At 34.3% G+C, this 15,983-nt stretch carries 15 protein-coding genes and 1 pseudogene; 7 read left to right on the plus strand and 9 right to left on the minus strand.

Annotated elements, in window-relative coordinates; genetic code table 11:
* Positions 1 to 81: 81 nt before the first annotated feature.
* Positions 82 to 395: pseudogene (locus tag CQZ94_RS08845) on the plus strand (transposase); the annotation flags it as partial.
* Between the two features lie 179 nt (positions 396 to 574).
* On the opposite strand, the gene CQZ94_RS08850 reads toward CQZ94_RS08845, so the two are convergent.
* Positions 575 to 772 carry a hypothetical protein gene (locus tag CQZ94_RS08850; RefSeq protein ID WP_033716458.1) on the minus strand — a complete coding sequence of 66 codons (198 nt, stop codon included), beginning with the start codon at positions 770 to 772 and terminating at the stop codon, positions 575 to 577.
* Positions 773 to 2,172: 1,400 nt separating this feature from the next.
* On the opposite strand from CQZ94_RS08850, the gene CQZ94_RS08865 reads away from it, so the two are divergent.
* Positions 2,173 to 2,754: an exosporium leader peptide gene (locus tag CQZ94_RS08865; RefSeq protein ID WP_258166012.1), complete on the plus strand. Its 582-nt coding sequence runs from the start codon at positions 2,173 to 2,175 to the stop codon at positions 2,752 to 2,754.
* Between the two features lie 400 nt (positions 2,755 to 3,154).
* On the opposite strand, the gene CQZ94_RS08870 is transcribed toward CQZ94_RS08865, so the two are convergent.
* The 3 genes from CQZ94_RS08870 to CQZ94_RS08880 are packed head-to-tail and all read right to left on the minus strand — an operon-like array spanning position 3,155 to position 4,683.
* A complete protein-coding gene (locus tag CQZ94_RS08870; RefSeq protein ID WP_105585090.1) occupies positions 3,155 to 3,742 on the minus strand; it encodes a kinase in 588 nt (195 codons plus the stop codon).
* Positions 3,742 to 4,284, minus strand: coding sequence for a GNAT family N-acetyltransferase (locus tag CQZ94_RS08875; protein WP_105585091.1), 543 nt, complete (start codon positions 4,282 to 4,284; stop codon positions 3,742 to 3,744). Before CQZ94_RS08875 ends, CQZ94_RS08870 begins: the two co-directional genes overlap by 1 nt.
* A 15-nt stretch (positions 4,285 to 4,299) precedes the next feature.
* Complete coding sequence (locus CQZ94_RS08880) at positions 4,300 to 4,683, minus strand: VOC family protein (RefSeq protein WP_105585144.1); 384 nt, start codon at positions 4,681 to 4,683, stop codon at positions 4,300 to 4,302.
* A gap of 286 nt (positions 4,684 to 4,969) precedes the next feature.
* Here CQZ94_RS08880 and CQZ94_RS08885 point away from each other — a divergent pair, with 286 nt between their 5' ends.
* On the plus strand, positions 4,970 to 5,218 hold the full coding sequence (locus tag CQZ94_RS08885; RefSeq protein WP_000433610.1) for a hypothetical protein: 249 nt from the start codon (positions 4,970 to 4,972) through the stop codon (positions 5,216 to 5,218).
* A 168-nt stretch (positions 5,219 to 5,386) separates the two neighbouring features.
* On the opposite strand, the gene CQZ94_RS08890 is transcribed toward CQZ94_RS08885, so the two are convergent.
* The 3 genes from CQZ94_RS08890 to CQZ94_RS08900 all read right to left on the minus strand — a co-directional run bounded on the left by CQZ94_RS08890 (position 5,387) and on the right by CQZ94_RS08900 (position 7,785).
* Positions 5,387 to 6,496 (minus strand): lactonase family protein, encoded by a 1,110-nt coding sequence (locus tag CQZ94_RS08890; protein WP_105585092.1) that lies wholly within the window; start codon positions 6,494 to 6,496, stop codon positions 5,387 to 5,389.
* Positions 6,497 to 6,917: 421 nt separating this feature from the next.
* Complete coding sequence (locus tag CQZ94_RS08895) at positions 6,918 to 7,460, minus strand: DUF2812 domain-containing protein (protein ID WP_105585093.1); 543 nt, start codon at positions 7,458 to 7,460, stop codon at positions 6,918 to 6,920.
* A 7-nt stretch (positions 7,461 to 7,467) separates the two neighbouring features.
* Positions 7,468 to 7,785 (minus strand): PadR family transcriptional regulator, encoded by a 318-nt coding sequence (locus CQZ94_RS08900; RefSeq protein WP_105585094.1) that lies wholly within the window; start codon positions 7,783 to 7,785, stop codon positions 7,468 to 7,470.
* A 206-nt stretch (positions 7,786 to 7,991) separates the two neighbouring features.
* Between CQZ94_RS08900 and CQZ94_RS08905 the strand changes: the two genes are divergently transcribed.
* From CQZ94_RS08905 to CQZ94_RS08915, 3 genes are read left to right on the plus strand one after another with little or no spacing between them, the layout of a single operon-like run.
* Positions 7,992 to 8,921, plus strand: a complete 930-nt coding sequence (locus CQZ94_RS08905) for an AAA family ATPase (RefSeq protein ID WP_105585095.1) — start codon at positions 7,992 to 7,994, stop codon at positions 8,919 to 8,921.
* Positions 8,918 to 10,081: a DUF58 domain-containing protein gene (locus CQZ94_RS08910; RefSeq protein ID WP_105585096.1), complete on the plus strand. Its 1,164-nt coding sequence runs from the start codon at positions 8,918 to 8,920 to the stop codon at positions 10,079 to 10,081. The genes CQZ94_RS08905 and CQZ94_RS08910 overlap by 4 nt, the downstream gene beginning before the upstream one ends.
* Positions 10,056 to 11,165 (plus strand): DUF4018 domain-containing protein, encoded by a 1,110-nt coding sequence (locus CQZ94_RS08915; protein ID WP_105585097.1) that lies wholly within the window; start codon positions 10,056 to 10,058, stop codon positions 11,163 to 11,165. Before CQZ94_RS08910 ends, CQZ94_RS08915 begins: the two co-directional genes overlap by 26 nt.
* Before the next feature lie 71 nt (positions 11,166 to 11,236).
* Here the strand turns inward: CQZ94_RS08915 and CQZ94_RS08920 are convergent, their stop codons facing one another.
* Both CQZ94_RS08920 and CQZ94_RS08925 read right to left on the minus strand, forming a co-directional pair.
* Positions 11,237 to 12,688 (minus strand): MFS transporter, encoded by a 1,452-nt coding sequence (locus tag CQZ94_RS08920; RefSeq protein ID WP_105585145.1) that lies wholly within the window; start codon positions 12,686 to 12,688, stop codon positions 11,237 to 11,239.
* A 355-nt stretch (positions 12,689 to 13,043) separates the two neighbouring features.
* Complete coding sequence (locus CQZ94_RS08925; RefSeq protein WP_105585098.1) at positions 13,044 to 14,261, minus strand: aspartate aminotransferase family protein; 1,218 nt, start codon at positions 14,259 to 14,261, stop codon at positions 13,044 to 13,046.
* Positions 14,262 to 14,562: 301 nt separating this feature from the next.
* Here CQZ94_RS08925 and CQZ94_RS08930 point away from each other — a divergent pair, with 301 nt between their 5' ends.
* Positions 14,563 to 15,942, plus strand: a complete 1,380-nt coding sequence (locus tag CQZ94_RS08930; RefSeq protein WP_105585099.1) for a catalase — start codon at positions 14,563 to 14,565, stop codon at positions 15,940 to 15,942.
* The last annotated feature ends 41 nt before the right edge of the window (positions 15,943 to 15,983 follow it).

Here is a 15,983-nt window from a genome sequence, read left to right on the forward strand (position 1 = left end):
TAGGAATCGATAAGTGTAAGGTGAAGACTTCAACTATACGTCAGGAGGAAGTTTATGAGACACGTAATTGCATTTGATATCAATAACAAGCAATTGAATGCGTATGCCGATATTGCTATACGTAGCTTTCAATCAGGTAAAACTTTTTTAAAGATAAAATTAATAAACGTGGAAATAAACATTTACGAAAACTACTTTTCCTGATTATCCAAAACATGATTAACTAACGACGTTACGGGCGAAATCACATTATAGAGTACTACGATAAATTAAAAACGCAACCATATAACAAATGTCATATAGTTGCGTCCATTGCGTGTGTAAATAAGTTACTAAAGCTTCTTTTTCATCTTATTACACACGATATACACTATGATTATAGGTTAACGGCCTAACATCATAGTTTCATTCATCATATCTCCCCCTAGTAAAAAAACGAATCCATATTAGGGGTATTTAGTATGCGTTATACGTAGATACATGTGCGATATAGATTTTTGCCCAATCCATCAAAAATCTATAAATACAGGTTGACTAATCGTAAGAAAAGCACCTGTTATAGATGTTATTGCATTTAATCTTTCTTCTCTTTTACCACTAAAGAGAATACATTGTCCAAATTAATCATACGGTCTCCAAATCTGAAGAATCTAGCTTCTCTTGCTTGTATAGAGTTCTCTATAGCAGTAACGGTTACTGTCTTTTTATACTCAACTTCAAATTCGTGTTGTTTACCATCGATTGCTTCTAAGCTTATTATAAATTTTTTAATTTTCTCCACCTCCCACTATCTATCTATTCGACAAAAAAACATCATCATCCTTTTATCTAAATAAGCAAAAGCCATCACCGTAAGGTGACAGCTCAAAATGGGATGGGAGAAATATTATCGAAAGGGGGTTTCGAAATAAGTCAATTTAAGGTCACTGGTATTCTAGATACGCTCAATCTTCTCCAAACCACCACATCAATAGTATGTCTATACGCCCTGTATCGGTGACTGGGAAAAGAGCAAGAATCTTTAATTCAGACTTCCACTGCCTAATCAGGTTTCTTTCTCTTGTCTTCTCTTTTATACTCCATGGAGTTTGCACTCAATTGTGCGAAGAGCAAGTCCCAAAACACTTCGGCTACTTAATGTTATTTTCACCTATCTTTTACAAAACGTTTAAAGGATTTATATCAAGACGCGTATATTTCTTCTGGCACCTTGTTTGAACCAATACAAAAGACTGAGGGGAAGGTTCAGCTGTATTGGCTCAAACAATTCGCTTCATCAGCATACCTGCATAAGATATCATGTATTCTTTTACAATAAGAGTCTTAATCCAAAGAATACCTTTTGAAAAGTGCGCTTTTAGGTTTGAAAGAATAAAAATCTGAATCCCGTATATACTGTGAATACGCCAATCTGTAACAATTGATTTTTCCTCCAAAACGGAGCAGTTAGCTTTTGCTATCTGCTCTTTTGTATTGATCTAATAATAAAATTTTGTTCTTATTTCTTTTTCACACCATATACTTCTAACCTAGACGTTTCGCTCATAGAGTTACCTCCTATCTTAAAGAGCACCGTGAGTAAGTGCTCTTTTTTAGTTTCTCCTTTTCTAAAAAATGAAATTTCCATACCGTTTCTCGAAAAAAAAATTTAAATATCCAAACTTCTAAACATTACGTATAAATAGTATGTTAGTATTAATACGAAGATATTTACCAACTAATTTTTATGTCCTAGTCTTATACCATACTAGGGCATATTTATTTTTAAGAATTTAATACTCTCTTCTTTTAAAATAACGTTTTTTTCAAATGATGACCCTATTTATTTGGACAAATTTACCAGTATTTTCACCAAAAAATTCATGATATTGTTAATTAGTCGAGTACGTCATTACTTGACGATTACCCTTAGGAGCCCCGCAGACATACGGGGTTTCTTTTATTTAAATAAGGATTTTGTTTTAAATGTCTTCCCCTTCAACATCCCAGCTACCCACAATCAATTTACCAACTTAAATTGATTCCTTTTATTCTTAAGCTTTGTTTTCTTTCATAAAAAAAAAGCTTGTCTCTTTACTCCAAGTAAGCTGTTAATAAACGCTTGTCTCAATCTTTTATATATTTTTTTCATATCTTATATCATGTAAATTAATAACTGCCCCTTTAAAGTAGGTGAAATATTTGAGTAGATATAAAAAAGAACCACATATACCTTTTCAATGTTTAATCCCATTACCTGAAAGTGGACCAACTGGAAATACTGGTCTTGAATCGGCATTTAGGGCCATTAAAACTACTGATCAGTCCATATCCGCAAATGCCCTTTCGATAATTACATTTGAAACCATAGAATTTGATTTAAATAACGAATATGATAGGATGTCAACTTTCTCACCACAACAAGATGGTGTATATTTAATTATTGCTGCTGTAACTTTTGAACCAACAGATATATCAGTAAATTATGTAACTCAAGCATTAATATCCGTTAATAATAGTTTTATAGCTGGTAGCGATAATTTTATGGGTGGAAATTCTGGTTTTCTAAATGCTGTAAACCCCTCTACTATCGTCCAATTGCAAGCAGGGGATGTAGTCAGAATCTCTGCTAGTAGCAGTGTAGCTGGTCAATTCCTTGCCGTTTTATCTCAATTTGAAGCGACTAGATTACCATCTCCAGCATCAAATCCTAGTTCTCCAATTACTATTTCATCCTCAAAAATAAATAAACAAACTTTTGATAAAAAACTCTAGATTTATATGTGAACATTATTACCTTAATAAAATATTGTGAGTATAGATACCAAACTAAGATTGGTATCTTCCAAAACACATCTTGTTTCTCACAGAAAACCTCAAAGTAATTCACACATATAATCACATAAGAAAACGCTGTTGTTAATTCATGATTTATATGGCAAATAGAAGATATAAAAGGTTCTTATTAGGTTGAATGAATTTCTGGTTCTGCACATACGTTTCCCTTGAAAGAATTAATCCACTATAGTTTTTTGATAAGACATAGAATAAAACCTCTACTTTTCGAGTAAAAAGTAGAGGTTTTATTCAAACTAATTATAATGAAAGCTCTCTATCAATAACCACTTTAAAAAATTCGGAGTAATGCGACAAAGACTACGCCGCTATTACATTGTTACATATTATGTATTATTAAATTCGCCCTCTCCTTCGGCGATTCCTTTTCCAAATAATAATCCTCAGCCTTCCAATACCTATTTTGAAACTTTGAAAGGTTCCTCTGCGTTTCTACACTTTCACGTAAAAACCTTGTTTGTCTTGAACAATCCAAATACACCATATAATGAAAGAACTCTCTCCATTCTATTCGCTGAAGAAAGACTCCTTCAACAACAATTACACCTACTAAAGGAATCCGTATTTCTTTCAGTTCACATGAGTTTGTTTCATCATGATAGAAAGGTAATTCTAATTTAATATCGTTTTGTAACTTTTGAAAAAGGTTTCGCTGCAACCAATCGATATCCCATTGAAGGTTATAGTACTCATACCACTCTGCAAATCCAGTATGATATCGCTTATTACGCTCGGTAATGTGATCATCAATATGAAAAATATGAAACGGGATTCCACTTTCCTTCATATCTTCTTCCAACTCTTTAACTAATGTTGTTTTACCCGAACGACTTAGGCCATCTATACCTAAAATAAATCGCTCATCTTTATGTTCTTTAATCACTTTCATTATTTCACTTGTGCTCATTACTTTTGCCAATCTTCTTTTAATAATGAATAAACGACCGTGTCATGAGCAACATCATTTTGAATCATATATTTTCGAAGTAATCCTTCTTCTTGAAACCCTGCTTTTTTTAATAAATTACGAGAAGCTTCATTTTCTATATATACGACAGCTGCAATTCTTATTAAGTGCAACGTTTCAAACCCGTAAGCTAGCATTTCCTGCAGTGCTTCTGTTGCGTATCCTTGTCCCCAATATGTATCATCTAGCTCATAACCAATTTCAGCTCGTTTATGATGATTGTTAATTAAATGAAATCCACACGTACCAATTAATTGATCCGTACCTTTCTTCTCTATTCCCCAGCGAAATACACTTCCTTCTTCATTGCGCTTTCTAAATGTTTGAATTGTCGTTTTCGCTTGCTCAATATTTTCAAAAGAATCCATTCCGAAATAACGAATAACGGATTCTTTTGAAAAATAATGGAACATTGTTTCTGCATCTAATAGTGTAAGTTCTCTTAATAGTAATCGTTCTGTTTCTAATTTTGGAAACTCCATCCTCTTTTTCTCCTTTTATTCTAATGAACTACAAATTTCAATATAATTACCGTCTGGATCGGCAATGTAAGCTATTGTTTGTCCCCACGGTTTTACGATTGGCTCAACTAAAACTTTAATACCTTGTCCTCTGAATTGCTCAATCGTTTCTTGTACATTATCAACAACAAATCCTAATTCGAAATGAGAAGACTGTAACTCACCTTCTGTAAGCGGTAGTCCTGTTAATTCTTTCACGTCTTGTCGCGTATTCATCGCTAAAATTGTAGATCCAGTATTAAACTCAATATATGTACCATGCTCTGCTTTTATAGGTAACTGTAAAATATCTTTATAGAATCTTAAGCATTCTTCAAACTTTTCTACATATAAAATAATGTACTTCATTTTTAAATTCATTTTACATCCATCCCCTTTTGTATCTATCCCTAAAATTTCGACAAAAGTCTCAAAAAACCTTGTTCCACCTAAAAATGAGCACAAAAAAATGAGGCCGATTTCTCGGCCTCCCAGCTTATTGGCATAAAACAGGAGATTTGGTTTGGACATAACCAGTTCTTACATTTATTATATTTTATTTTTTCTGAATTTTAAACACATTAAACACCTATTTATATTGAGAAAGTTTTTTTACTTGCATAAAATCATACCGTTTAAGAAATGCTACAAATGGAGGTGTATACATATGGAACCAATGTTATGTCCAAGCTGTAAAACGAACCGCACTCGCTTTAATATTCTTGAGCAACAAGTAAAACCAGTAAAATTAAATCCGCAAACTGGTCAAGTAGAAGAAGAATACACGAATGAAACGATGAACGCTTTTCATATGGCTTATCAAGGACCTACATACCGCGTCCAATGTGCCGTATGCGGGCTTGTTGAAAATCCAGAACAATTTATTAAACCAGCTCAAAATCAGTCTTTCTCTTAAACATCTTTATTACCCCCTACCAATTTTCTATAGGGGGGTTTTTCTGTTTTACGTAAGCAAGATGCACAATTGCTGTTTAATCAAAGGTTCCTAATTCATCTACATGTCTACTATTCATACACCGTCATATATTTTTCTTTTCCACACAAATATAGCGGCCCAATAGAATCAAAGAACAGCTAAGCCTTGCGACCCAAAATAAGGCACATTGGATGAAGCAACAACCTGCAACCTTACTAGACTACCATCACTTTGAATATTAAATGCTGACACTGTACCTTGATTTCCATTAAGGGTGTAAAAATGTCGTCCATCTTTACTCACTCCAACATCCATCGGAAGACCTGGTGCTGTACCCGGCGGTGTACTAGTAATATGCCTTACTACCGACAGTGCTCCATTCGGGACGATTTGGTAGGTCGAGATGGTGCCACTTAAAGTGTTCGTAGTGTAGGCAAAACGTTCATCCTTCGTTGTTATAACCCAACAAGCAGTTTTATATCCATTTTGTACAGATCCACAGATTACATGAAGAGTACCGTCATTGCTCAATGAATAAGATGACAACGCATTTGAAACTGCTTCTGTAACTAAGAGAATTCCGGACGATAGAAAGTAAGCACCTAATGGGCCTTTACCGTAAGAATCATTAACAATTGGTCCTGTAACCGTACCATCTTTATTTACATGGAAGACACTGAGATGGTTTGATGTAAGCTCGGAGACAACGATTTTACTACCATCCGGGGTGAAGAGAACTTGTGCGGGCTGAGCATTAAAGGTACTGAGAGCATGAGTGGATCCTGGAATAGGTGTAAGGTTTCCCTTATCATCTATGTGAAATCCAGTAATATTTGATGCAAAATTGTTTACAGCATTACCTACATTGGAGACATAAAGAAGATTATCATGCACACCAATGCTATTGGGCTGAGCACCTCCTGATGGCTTTACATCCACGAAAACCGGCACCCCGTTATCTGCTATGATAAAACTACTGATACTATGACTGCCTGCGTTAACTGCAAATAGGAAACGACCATCACGGGACAAAGTGAGAGAACCTTGTGATGCTAAAGGATCTATACCATCGTTTGCCGTTTCTGTAGAAACTTCCTTTATACCAGTACCTCTTCCGTAAGTTCGGTAAGAACCCACAAAAGTGAGCATTCCATTCGTATCCATATGAAAAGCAACAATGTGATTCATTACTTCATTATTAGTCATCATGTATACCATACTCGCACGAGCACGAAAATAATTGTTCATTCTCTGCATTTTATGACTCTCCTCCCTTCATAATTTTATATGGTTCTTTCCCCATTTAAATTCCCATGCAAATGGAAATTGATTTAGAAATATCTCTTACTCATCTCGTAGTTTCTTTAAGTGAAAACCTTAATAACTTCCATGATGTTATTAACATCAGTTTAAAATTAAAAATGGTACTCAACAATCAGGTCCGATTATTGAACATCATGGCTGATATTTTTAAAACTACTTTATTGCTACTTAGCAGCTTCATCGTCATTTATGAATTTGTTAGGTATTATTATTTGTACTTCTCTCATAGTTCTACACCTTAAATATATAGTTCTTATTGTGTAAAAAGGAGTGCACAAAATGAATGTAAGAATAAATAAAAGAAGATGATCCCTAGTTCCCACCAGAATCATCTTCTTTAAAAATCCACTTTTTATTATAATATTTCGTTTTTCAATTTCTTAATTTTCCAAGAAAGCCTTATAAAGAGATAGATATACATACAGCCAATAAACCCCAGCATAACTTTCGCCCAAATTGGCACTCTTGATTCTGTTGAACTTAAAAATACGTTATACATTGAGGGTAATATAGTTATTGAAACAAATGCAAAAAATTGTAGTAATTCCTTCATTTTTTGTACCTTCGTTTCCTTTTCTGAATAAATATCAGGCAATTCATTTTCCTCTTCTACTTCTTTACAAAAATAATTCCATTTTGCAAAACTCGTTACATGTTTCCACCCACACATTTCATATAGTTCAATATATTCTTTTTGTTTTTCTTTTGAATCTTTATAAGATAATCTGAAATCCGCTTTATATACTACATCTTTCGACTTAGTTTTCTTAAACGTATACATTATATTATATTTTTGTAATGCCCAGCCTTGTTGGTGCATATTCCGTAAAAAAGCTTCTTCTTTTTCTAAGCTCCATACCGCGAAAGGTTTGAATATCTTCTTTGTCTTTGTCTCCATCTTCCATTCACTCCCCTAATATACTGTTTCCATTCCTTACAGATCTTTGCAGTCTGTTATACTCTAGCTCTAACACTTCTCTACCAAACGTTGTTAACTCGTAGCACTTCTTTCTGTCTGTAGAGGCTACTTCAACAATTAACTTTTCTTTCAATAACTTCGTCGTATTTCCGTATAAAGTACCAGGACCGAGCTTTACTTCCCCATTTGTCATCTCTTCTACCATTTGCATAATTCCATAACCATGCATTGGCTTTACAAGTGACAACAATATGTAATATGTCGCCTCAGTTAATGGAATGTATTTTTGCGCTTTCCCATTCATTATAATTACCTCCGATACATCGCCTTATGATATATCGACTCACGATACATCGTATATCGATATTGTATAATTATATTCCAAAATATGCAAGTGCAATTTTAAAATTAAATATCCATCTCTTCGAATTAAAAAATCATACCAATTTTCTGAATAATTTGTTAAAATATAGAAATATCAGCTCTTTTATTATGAAAGGAATGTTACATATGATTCAGAAATTAAAAGAAAATATAGGGTCTGTGTTTGTTGGTAAGGAAAATGTTATTGATCTACTACTCGTTTCATTACTTGCTGAAGGCCATGTACTGCTTGAAGACGTACCTGGTACTGGAAAAACGTTACTTGCGAAAACAATTTCAAAAAGTATTGGTGGTAGTTTTTCTCGTGTTCAATTTACACCCGATGTACTTCCGAGCGATGTGACAGGAATTGAATATTTCAATCCAAAAACGAGTGAATTCGAGTTAAGACTTGGACCAGTCGTAACAAACATACTACTTGCAGATGAAATTAACCGTGCGATGCCGAGAACACAATCTAGTTTGTTAGAAGCGATGGAAGAACGCCAAGTAACGCTTGAAAAGCAGTCTACTCCTCTTCCGAAACCGTTCTTTGTTATTGCGACGCAAAACCCGATTGAATCACAAGGAACTTTCCCTCTTCCAGATGCACAGCTTGACCGTTTTTTAATGACAATTTCAATTGGTTATCCGAATCCTGAAGATGAGCTACAAATGATGCGCCGTTTTCGTAACAATGCACCACTAGAAAGCGTCACATCTGTTATTTCTTTAGAAGACATTTTAGAAGCACAGAAACAAGTGAAAGAAGTATTCGTATCAGAGGCGCTAGAACACTACATTATTAAACTTGCTCACGCTACAAGAAATCATGATTACATTGCTAACGGTGTAAGCCCGCGTGCCACATTAGCTTTAGTACGTGCAGTTCAAGCACTAGCCTTTTTACGCGGCAAGGAATATTGCATACCTGAAGATATTCAATTTTTAGTTCCTTCCATTTGGAATCATCGTATCGTCTTGTCAATGGAAGGAGCTTTACGTACAACAAAAAATGAATTAATGCAAAGGATTTTAAAAGAAGTTGACGTACCCGTGGAGATTGAGCAAGCATGAATGGACAGCGCGTTGTAACTGTACCTTTATTTTTTCAAATCCACATTATCCAACTAACTGTACCGGTCGCTTTACTATTTACGTTCTTTTTCCCACAACGATTTCTTATGTTTCTCTTTTTCTTCTACTATTTATTTGCGATTTTCATTTATAAATATGTCGCCTACATAGAGAAAAGATTTCAAGTTATAAATGAAAAACAAACAACTCGGCTTTTCCCTGATGAATCCGGACAGTTTTTTATTCATTTGAAAAATGGGGCAAATATACCACTCGTTAATGGTGTTTGTTATTTTCATTTAAATTCGTCCCTTATACCGCATAAAGATCAAGGGATTGAACAAATATCAAAAACGTTATTTTCTTTCCCATTTTCACAACCTGCTCATTCAGCGCAAAAATGGGATTTAACATTAACCGCAACGAAGCGTGGTGTATTCCAAATTGAACAGTTCGAATGTGTTTTAAAAGACCCTTTTCATTTATTAACTGTACATTTACCTGTTTTCGATAAGTTAAAGACTGAAATTATTGTATACCCTACTCCTAAAAACGTAGCCGGTTTGCAAGAACTTCAGCAACTATTAACCGGTTCTTATCGAACGAATTTCTCTTTTTACAATGATGAAACATCTATTATCGGTGTAAAACGATATGAACGTGAGTCTTTCCGCTCTATCCATTGGAAAGCATCTGCTAAAATGCAGGAATTACAAGCAAAGCAATATGAACCTGTAAAAAATTATAGTTGGACGATTTGTCTTTCTTTAGCTGCTGATCGTGGGTTTGGTTGGAAAGAGAATGTAGAAGACCTTATTTCTTTTACCACATACATTTGCCAATACGCAACGAAGCATCAAATTCCGTTTGAGTTATTTATTAGTGTTTTAGCAGAAGGTGGCCCTTTGCTTTTACCTTTAAACGAAGGACAAACACATTACGGGAAGGCTTTAGAGGAATTGGCACGTATTTCAGATGATAGTACGCTACTTCCGAAACAAGGATTTCTTCACTATGTAACGAGAAAAAGGGAACGCTCGTCTACAATGATATACATTGGTTTACAGAAGAATGAGCTTCCTCTTCTAACACAACCTACATTTCTCATTAATAATGAAGGGATGGTGGAATCAGTTGAAAGCTTGGCTCTATCACGTTAATGACTTTATTCTGCTGCTCCTCCTTTCGTTATTAACGGAAAGAAATGAAATAGTTGGTATTGCTATATTTTTAGCGACCGGTTATGTAGGAGTACTTCTTATTAATAAATTCATGAAGAAAAAAACAACAGGATTTGTAATACTGTTAGTTGCTCAAATAGTCGGTTGTTCTTTAATCCTACCGTTTTCTCTTTTTGGCACCATTATGTTACCGCTTTTCTTCTTTATCGTACACGCGGTCGGACCTGGATATCCAGTTCAAAAATCGTTAGGCGGCATTGTATGGTTTGTCGTTTCAGCTATATTTTATGCACCATTTCCTCCATTATGGAAATTGTTACTATTAGCTTTGCATATTATGATTACATTTTGGCTAACTGGGGCAAATCGCAAACAACAACTATTACGTTTCACTTCTATCATTACGATTGGCGTAATTAGTATATTACTTATTCAAGTGTTTCCTTTCATACGGCTTATTTTTGCTTTTATCACGGAAGTAATCGCATTAGGGATCGGCTATGCTATAAATCCATTACTAATAGCAGCTGAAATGAAAGATACAGAAGGAGTTTGGGCAAATAAAGGACATCTCTTAAAACCACGAATTGAAGACGGGAAAAAACTTCCTGATTTTGATCCAATACTCATAAATAGCATTACAATATTGGTCTGTACAGCCATAGCTATTTACGTCGTTTGGAAAATAGTAAAAAAACGAAAATACTTAAGTCTGCCAAATATGCCTGTCTTCGAATCTACAATACTTACTGATAAAGACGGCATTAGCCAAAAACGATTCAAACGAAATAAACCACCAAATAACGAAATTCGAAAAGAAATTTTTAAACTCGAGAGTAAGCTATCCCCTACTTTAAACCGAGAACGAGGAGAAACTGTTGAGGCTTGGTTAGAAAGAATAAATCTTGAAGAAGATGTAAATATTCAGAGTCATATTATTATAGATGCTTATAATGCAGTACGTTATTCAAATAGTGAAAACACTGTACTTTTGCATGAATTTAAGGAAGAGGTTCATAAGCTTTATGCTTATCAGAAGAGTTTGAAGAAGAAGAAGAGATAATGATGTATACAAAAAGACTCCTATTAAACTAGGAGTCTTTTTTTGTAAAAGTCCACGTTGCTTTTCACAATTTATGCTTTTTTTCCTGCTTCAATTTCTAAAGATTCTTCATGCCACCAAAGTGTTTCTTCAGGGTCTTCTTTAGCGATTAGATGTGCTTCTTTCTTCGATTCTACGGTAGGATAAGATCCTTTTAATGCACGTCCTGATGTTGTAACAAACAGTACACTAAATACAACTAATCCAATTACACTTACACCTGTTAAATAAAATGCTGGTGCCAGTGGATTACCAGTAGCATGAACTAAGTATGAACATACAAGCGGCGTTGTACCACCGAATATAGATACAGAAATATTAAAGGAGATAGAAAGTGCACGATAACGTACATCGGTGAAAAAGAGTGCTGGTAATAACGAAGGCAATGTTCCTTCATAAACACTAAGGAAGAAACCTAAGACGAAAACACCCGCAAACATGGCTACAATATGTCCGTTACCAATTAATAAAAATGCTGGAATTGAACATAATGCTAAACCAAGTAAACCAATTTGTACTACGCGTTTATTACCTACTTTATCACTTAATTTACCGAAATAAAGTGCCAGTGGAATCATAAGTGCCATCGTAATTGAAATAATTAATAAGCCAGTTGTTTCTTTGACTTTTAGTACTTGTGTTAAATAAGAAGGAATATACGAAAGGATCATATAGTTTGTAATGTTAAAGAAGGCAACAATTACTGTGCTTAATAAGAAGTCTTTTTTGTGATATTTTAATATATCCATAAATGAAAATTGTTCGTTGTCTTCAGATTCCTCTTGTGCTTTTTCCATCTCTTGAAAGATTGGAGATTCATCTAAATGACGTCGTAAATATAAACCGACCAAACCAATTGGTGCAGCAATTAAGAAAGGAATACGCCATCCCCAGCTGAGCATTTGCTCATCTGTTAATAATAACGTCAAAATGGTAACAATTACCGAGGCAGCAATGTAACCTGAGAGTGTCCCAATTTCAAGACCACTACCGAGTATACCACGCTTTTTATCTGGAGAAGATTCTGCGATATAAACCATTGCTCCTGAATATTCGCCGCCTGTAGAGAAGCCTTGAATCATTCGCGCAATTAAAAGTAGTATTGGTGCCCATACACCAATTTGTTCATAGGTTGGTAGTAATGCGATGAATAATGTAGATAGTGCCATTAAAATAATAGTTGTACTTAAAACAATCTTTCGGCCATACTTATCTCCTATTCTACCAAAGAAAATACCTCCAATTGGTCGAACTAGAAAGGCCGCCGCAAATGTACCAAATGTTAGTACAAGTTGCAAACCACTATTATTCACACCTGAGAAGAATAATTGACTTAAAATTACCGCTAAATACGCGTATAATCCAAAGTCAAACCACTCCATTGCATTCCCAATGCCAGTAGCAACAACTGCTTTCCTAGCTTGTTTAGGATTGACAATATTAACGTCTTGAGGTTCAAAATTTAAATCATTATTTTGTTGCATATAGTAAAACAGCTCCTTATTTAATTTAACTTCTTTAAGCACACCTTCTCTTACTAGAATAAATCCAATACGAAGCACTTAAGGAAAAGCAACGTCTCCTTATCTGTTATTATTGTTTCACATAATTAAATATTTGTCCAATGAGATGCTTTCCAGGTTAAGGAAATAAGTATTTAAAAAGCTGAAAAAGACACTATATTAGTGCCTTTTTCAGCTTTTTATTTATTATTTTTTTCAGAGCATGAGAGAGCATTTTCCTCTCCTATTCTCCTTTTGTTTGAATTTAAAACAAGTCACTTTTCAGCTTCAAATCATCACAAATAATTTCATCATAGTAGAAATAAAATATTTATTTTTAAACACTAGCTGTAGCTGCCAAGCTATGAATACAAGAAATTAACTCATTAACGAATTCATCAATCTCTTCTTTCGTAATAATATATGGCGGAAGTAAACGAATGATATTTCCTTGTGTTACATCAACTAACATTCCTTTATTCATTAGCTCTACCTGTAATTTCTTCACATTTTCATTTGTATCGTTCACACTAATACCGAACATCATCCCAGCATGACGCACTTCTTTAATAAGATAAGAATTTTCTTTCTGAATTTCTTGTAGTTTGCCATTTAAATATAATGACGTTTCATAAGCTTCTTGCATTAAACCATCATCAATTAATGTTTTTAATACCGTTAAACCTAAAGCCGTTCCGATTGATGAATGAGCAAACGTTGTTCCGTGATCTCCTGGTGAAAATACATTACATAACTTTTCACCTACAATGATTCCTCCTAGCGGTATCCCGCCTCCTGCTCCTTTACCAATTTGAATAATGTCTGGTGTAATATTGAAATTTTGATAAGCAAATAGTTTCCCAGTTCTGCCCATACCACTTTGTACTTCATCAACAATTAGAATTACATTATATTTATCACATAGATATTGAACACCATGTAAATATTCACTTGATAAAGGATAGATCCCCCCACTTCCTAAAACAGGTTCTAGCATAATTGCAATAGGCTTTTCATTTATTATTGTTCCTTCTAATTGCTCTAAATTTTCACGCTCTACTTCATAGACAGGAATTGATGTTTTAGGGAAATTTTGATATACATTTTCCTGCCTTGTAAAATGAAGCGCTCCTAACGTACGCCCGTGGAAACTATTTTTCAGCACAACGACTCCGTCACGTTCTTCATTCGTAATAGATCTATATTTATCAATTAATTTTAAAGTTGTTTCTGTCGCTTCCGTACCAGAGTTTGCAAAAAATACTTTTCCATTTTTTAAAGAGTAATCAACTAATTTCTTTGCATACTCAATCGCTACTGGATTTAAAAAATGAAAAGGAAGATGCAATGACTTCGTAACTTGCTCCATTGTCGTTTGCACAATTTTAGGATGATTGTATCCTAATACATTTACTCCTACACCAGAAAATAAATCTAAATACTCTTTTCCATCCACATCATAAAGTTTACAACCTTCTCCTCTTTCTATCGCAACCTTCGTACGACAATACGTAGGCATCATATATTCTTTATCTAATTGAGACCAATCCGACATAATAAATTCCTCCTGGCTATTTTTCCGTTTTTCATGTTCATTATCTATAAATTCATTTACAAATTAATTTTTAAGATTGAAATTTTAATAGTGGTTTTCTTCCACCTCTTAAATAAAACGTGTTATTTCTCTTCCCGATATTCATTTTTCCATAATTTCTTCTATTTCAACAGGTCCACTACATGTGCGTTTTTTTCATCTAGCGGTATGTTACCAATTTGAACTTTGTATGTAATACATAATCAAGGCTATAGAATCATATTTAGTAACAATCGACGAAAAAAATTTGGAGGCTAAATCGATGAATGAAAAATATGATAAACAGAGGCAATCTTTATTAGGAGAAGACTTTAATAAAAACCGAGAACGTAATGCACCAGCTAAACTTCACTCTCAAACAGTTGGTTCACGTGGACCTGTTCTAAAGCAAGATGGTGTACTACACGAAACCTTACAAGAATTTATTCATGAAAAGATTTTAGAAAGACCTGTTCATGTAAAAGGATTTGGTGCATTTGGTTATTTCCAAACAATATATCCGATGTCTGAACATACAAAACTGATATTTTTACGAAATTCTAATCAAAAAGTTCCTGTTATGGTTCGCTTTTCGTTAGCTGTCGGTATAAAAGGAACACCTGATACATCCAGAAATGTAAGTGGTTTTGCTACAAAATTTTATACAGAAGAAGGCGTTTTTGACCTTATATGTAATCACATTCCTGTCTTTTCTATTCGTGATGCGATGCGTTTCCCGGAATTTATTAAAGCATTCTTACCTTCACCTAAAAATAATTTAATTGATCCTGATCGGTCCTGGAGCTTTATAGCAAGAGCGCCTGAATCGATTCATTTTATTGTACGTTTATACTCTGATGCTGGTACGATAAAAAGTCTTCGCCACATTCCAGGACATAGTGTAAATACATATGTTTGGAGAAATGCTCAAGGTATTAGAAAGTACGTTAAATACCATTGGTACCCATTTGAAGGTGTACAATACATTGGTCGCGGAGAAGCAAATAGACTAGCCGCTGAAAATCCTGATTACGCTGGTAAAGATTTATACGATGCGATTGCGGGTGGCAAACCGGTGGAATATGGCCTATATGTTCAGCTCATGGACCCTAAGGATGAAGCAAATCTTTCTTATGATCCTTTAGACGATACAAAAGTATGGGATGAAAAGGCTTATCCTCTAATACCAGTTGGTAAAATGGTATTAAATAAAAATCCTGAAAATTATATGGAGCAAGTAGAAAAAGTGTCCTTCTCTCCTTCTAATTTACTGGATGGAGCAGAATTGTCTGATGATAAAATACTGCAGGCCCGTGCCAATATTTATACTGATTCTCAAAGAAGAAGAATTGGGGCTGAATTTCGTAAATTACCAGTTAACCAACAGCAAGATTGGACACCTACTAATCAAATTACAAGCGGTGACGGAAGATATGTTGAAGGAAAACTTGAAAGAACTTCTATAACTAAGCAAGATGACTTTGGGCAGGCTGGTGAATTTTATGAGAAGTTAACACAAATAGAGAAAGAACACCTTGCTGAAAATTTAGCTATTGATTTGAAAGTTATATCCGATGATATTAGGAAGATAGTTTTGGGGTATTTTCATAAAGTGTCAGCTGATTTGGTGAAGAAGATTGAGAGTGCAATGCAAAAGCTTTAAGAATATAAAAAACGTCATTTTTATTGGTTAAAATGACGTTT

This window comes from Bacillus sp. MYb209 (assembly GCF_002975175.1).
Classification (GTDB): domain Bacteria; phylum Bacillota; class Bacilli; order Bacillales; family Bacillaceae_G; genus Bacillus_A.

What these genes read in the sequence shown, in the direction of transcription:
- CQZ94_RS08875 (WP_105585091.1), bottom strand. Translation starts at nt 4,284, where the DNA reads ATGGAGTTTCCAAAATTAGAAACAGAACGATTACTATTAAGAGAACTT.
- CQZ94_RS08900 (WP_105585094.1), bottom strand. Translation starts at nt 7,785, where the DNA reads ATGAATGGGAAAGCGCAAAAATACATTCCATTAACTGAGGCGACATAT.
- CQZ94_RS08880 (WP_105585144.1), bottom strand. Translation starts at nt 4,683, where the DNA reads ATGAATTTAAAAATGAAGTACATTATTTTATATGTAGAAAAGTTTGAA.
- CQZ94_RS08905 (WP_105585095.1), top strand. Translation starts at nt 7,992, where the DNA reads ATGATTCAGAAATTAAAAGAAAATATAGGGTCTGTGTTTGTTGGTAAG.
- CQZ94_RS08890 (WP_105585092.1), bottom strand. Translation starts at nt 6,496, where the DNA reads ATGCAGAGAATGAACAATTATTTTCGTGCTCGTGCGAGTATGGTATAC.
- CQZ94_RS08910 (WP_105585096.1), top strand. Translation starts at nt 8,918, where the DNA reads ATGAATGGACAGCGCGTTGTAACTGTACCTTTATTTTTTCAAATCCAC.
- CQZ94_RS08870 (WP_105585090.1), bottom strand. Translation starts at nt 3,742, where the DNA reads ATGAGCACAAGTGAAATAATGAAAGTGATTAAAGAACATAAAGATGAG.
- CQZ94_RS08920 (WP_105585145.1), bottom strand. Translation starts at nt 12,688, where the DNA reads ATGCAACAAAATAATGATTTAAATTTTGAACCTCAAGACGTTAATATT.
- CQZ94_RS08885 (WP_000433610.1), top strand. Translation starts at nt 4,970, where the DNA reads ATGGAACCAATGTTATGTCCAAGCTGTAAAACGAACCGCACTCGCTTT.
- CQZ94_RS08895 (WP_105585093.1), bottom strand. Translation starts at nt 7,460, where the DNA reads ATGGAGACAAAGACAAAGAAGATATTCAAACCTTTCGCGGTATGGAGC.
- CQZ94_RS08930 (WP_105585099.1), top strand. Translation starts at nt 14,563, where the DNA reads ATGAATGAAAAATATGATAAACAGAGGCAATCTTTATTAGGAGAAGAC.
- CQZ94_RS08925 (WP_105585098.1), bottom strand. Translation starts at nt 14,261, where the DNA reads ATGTCGGATTGGTCTCAATTAGATAAAGAATATATGATGCCTACGTAT.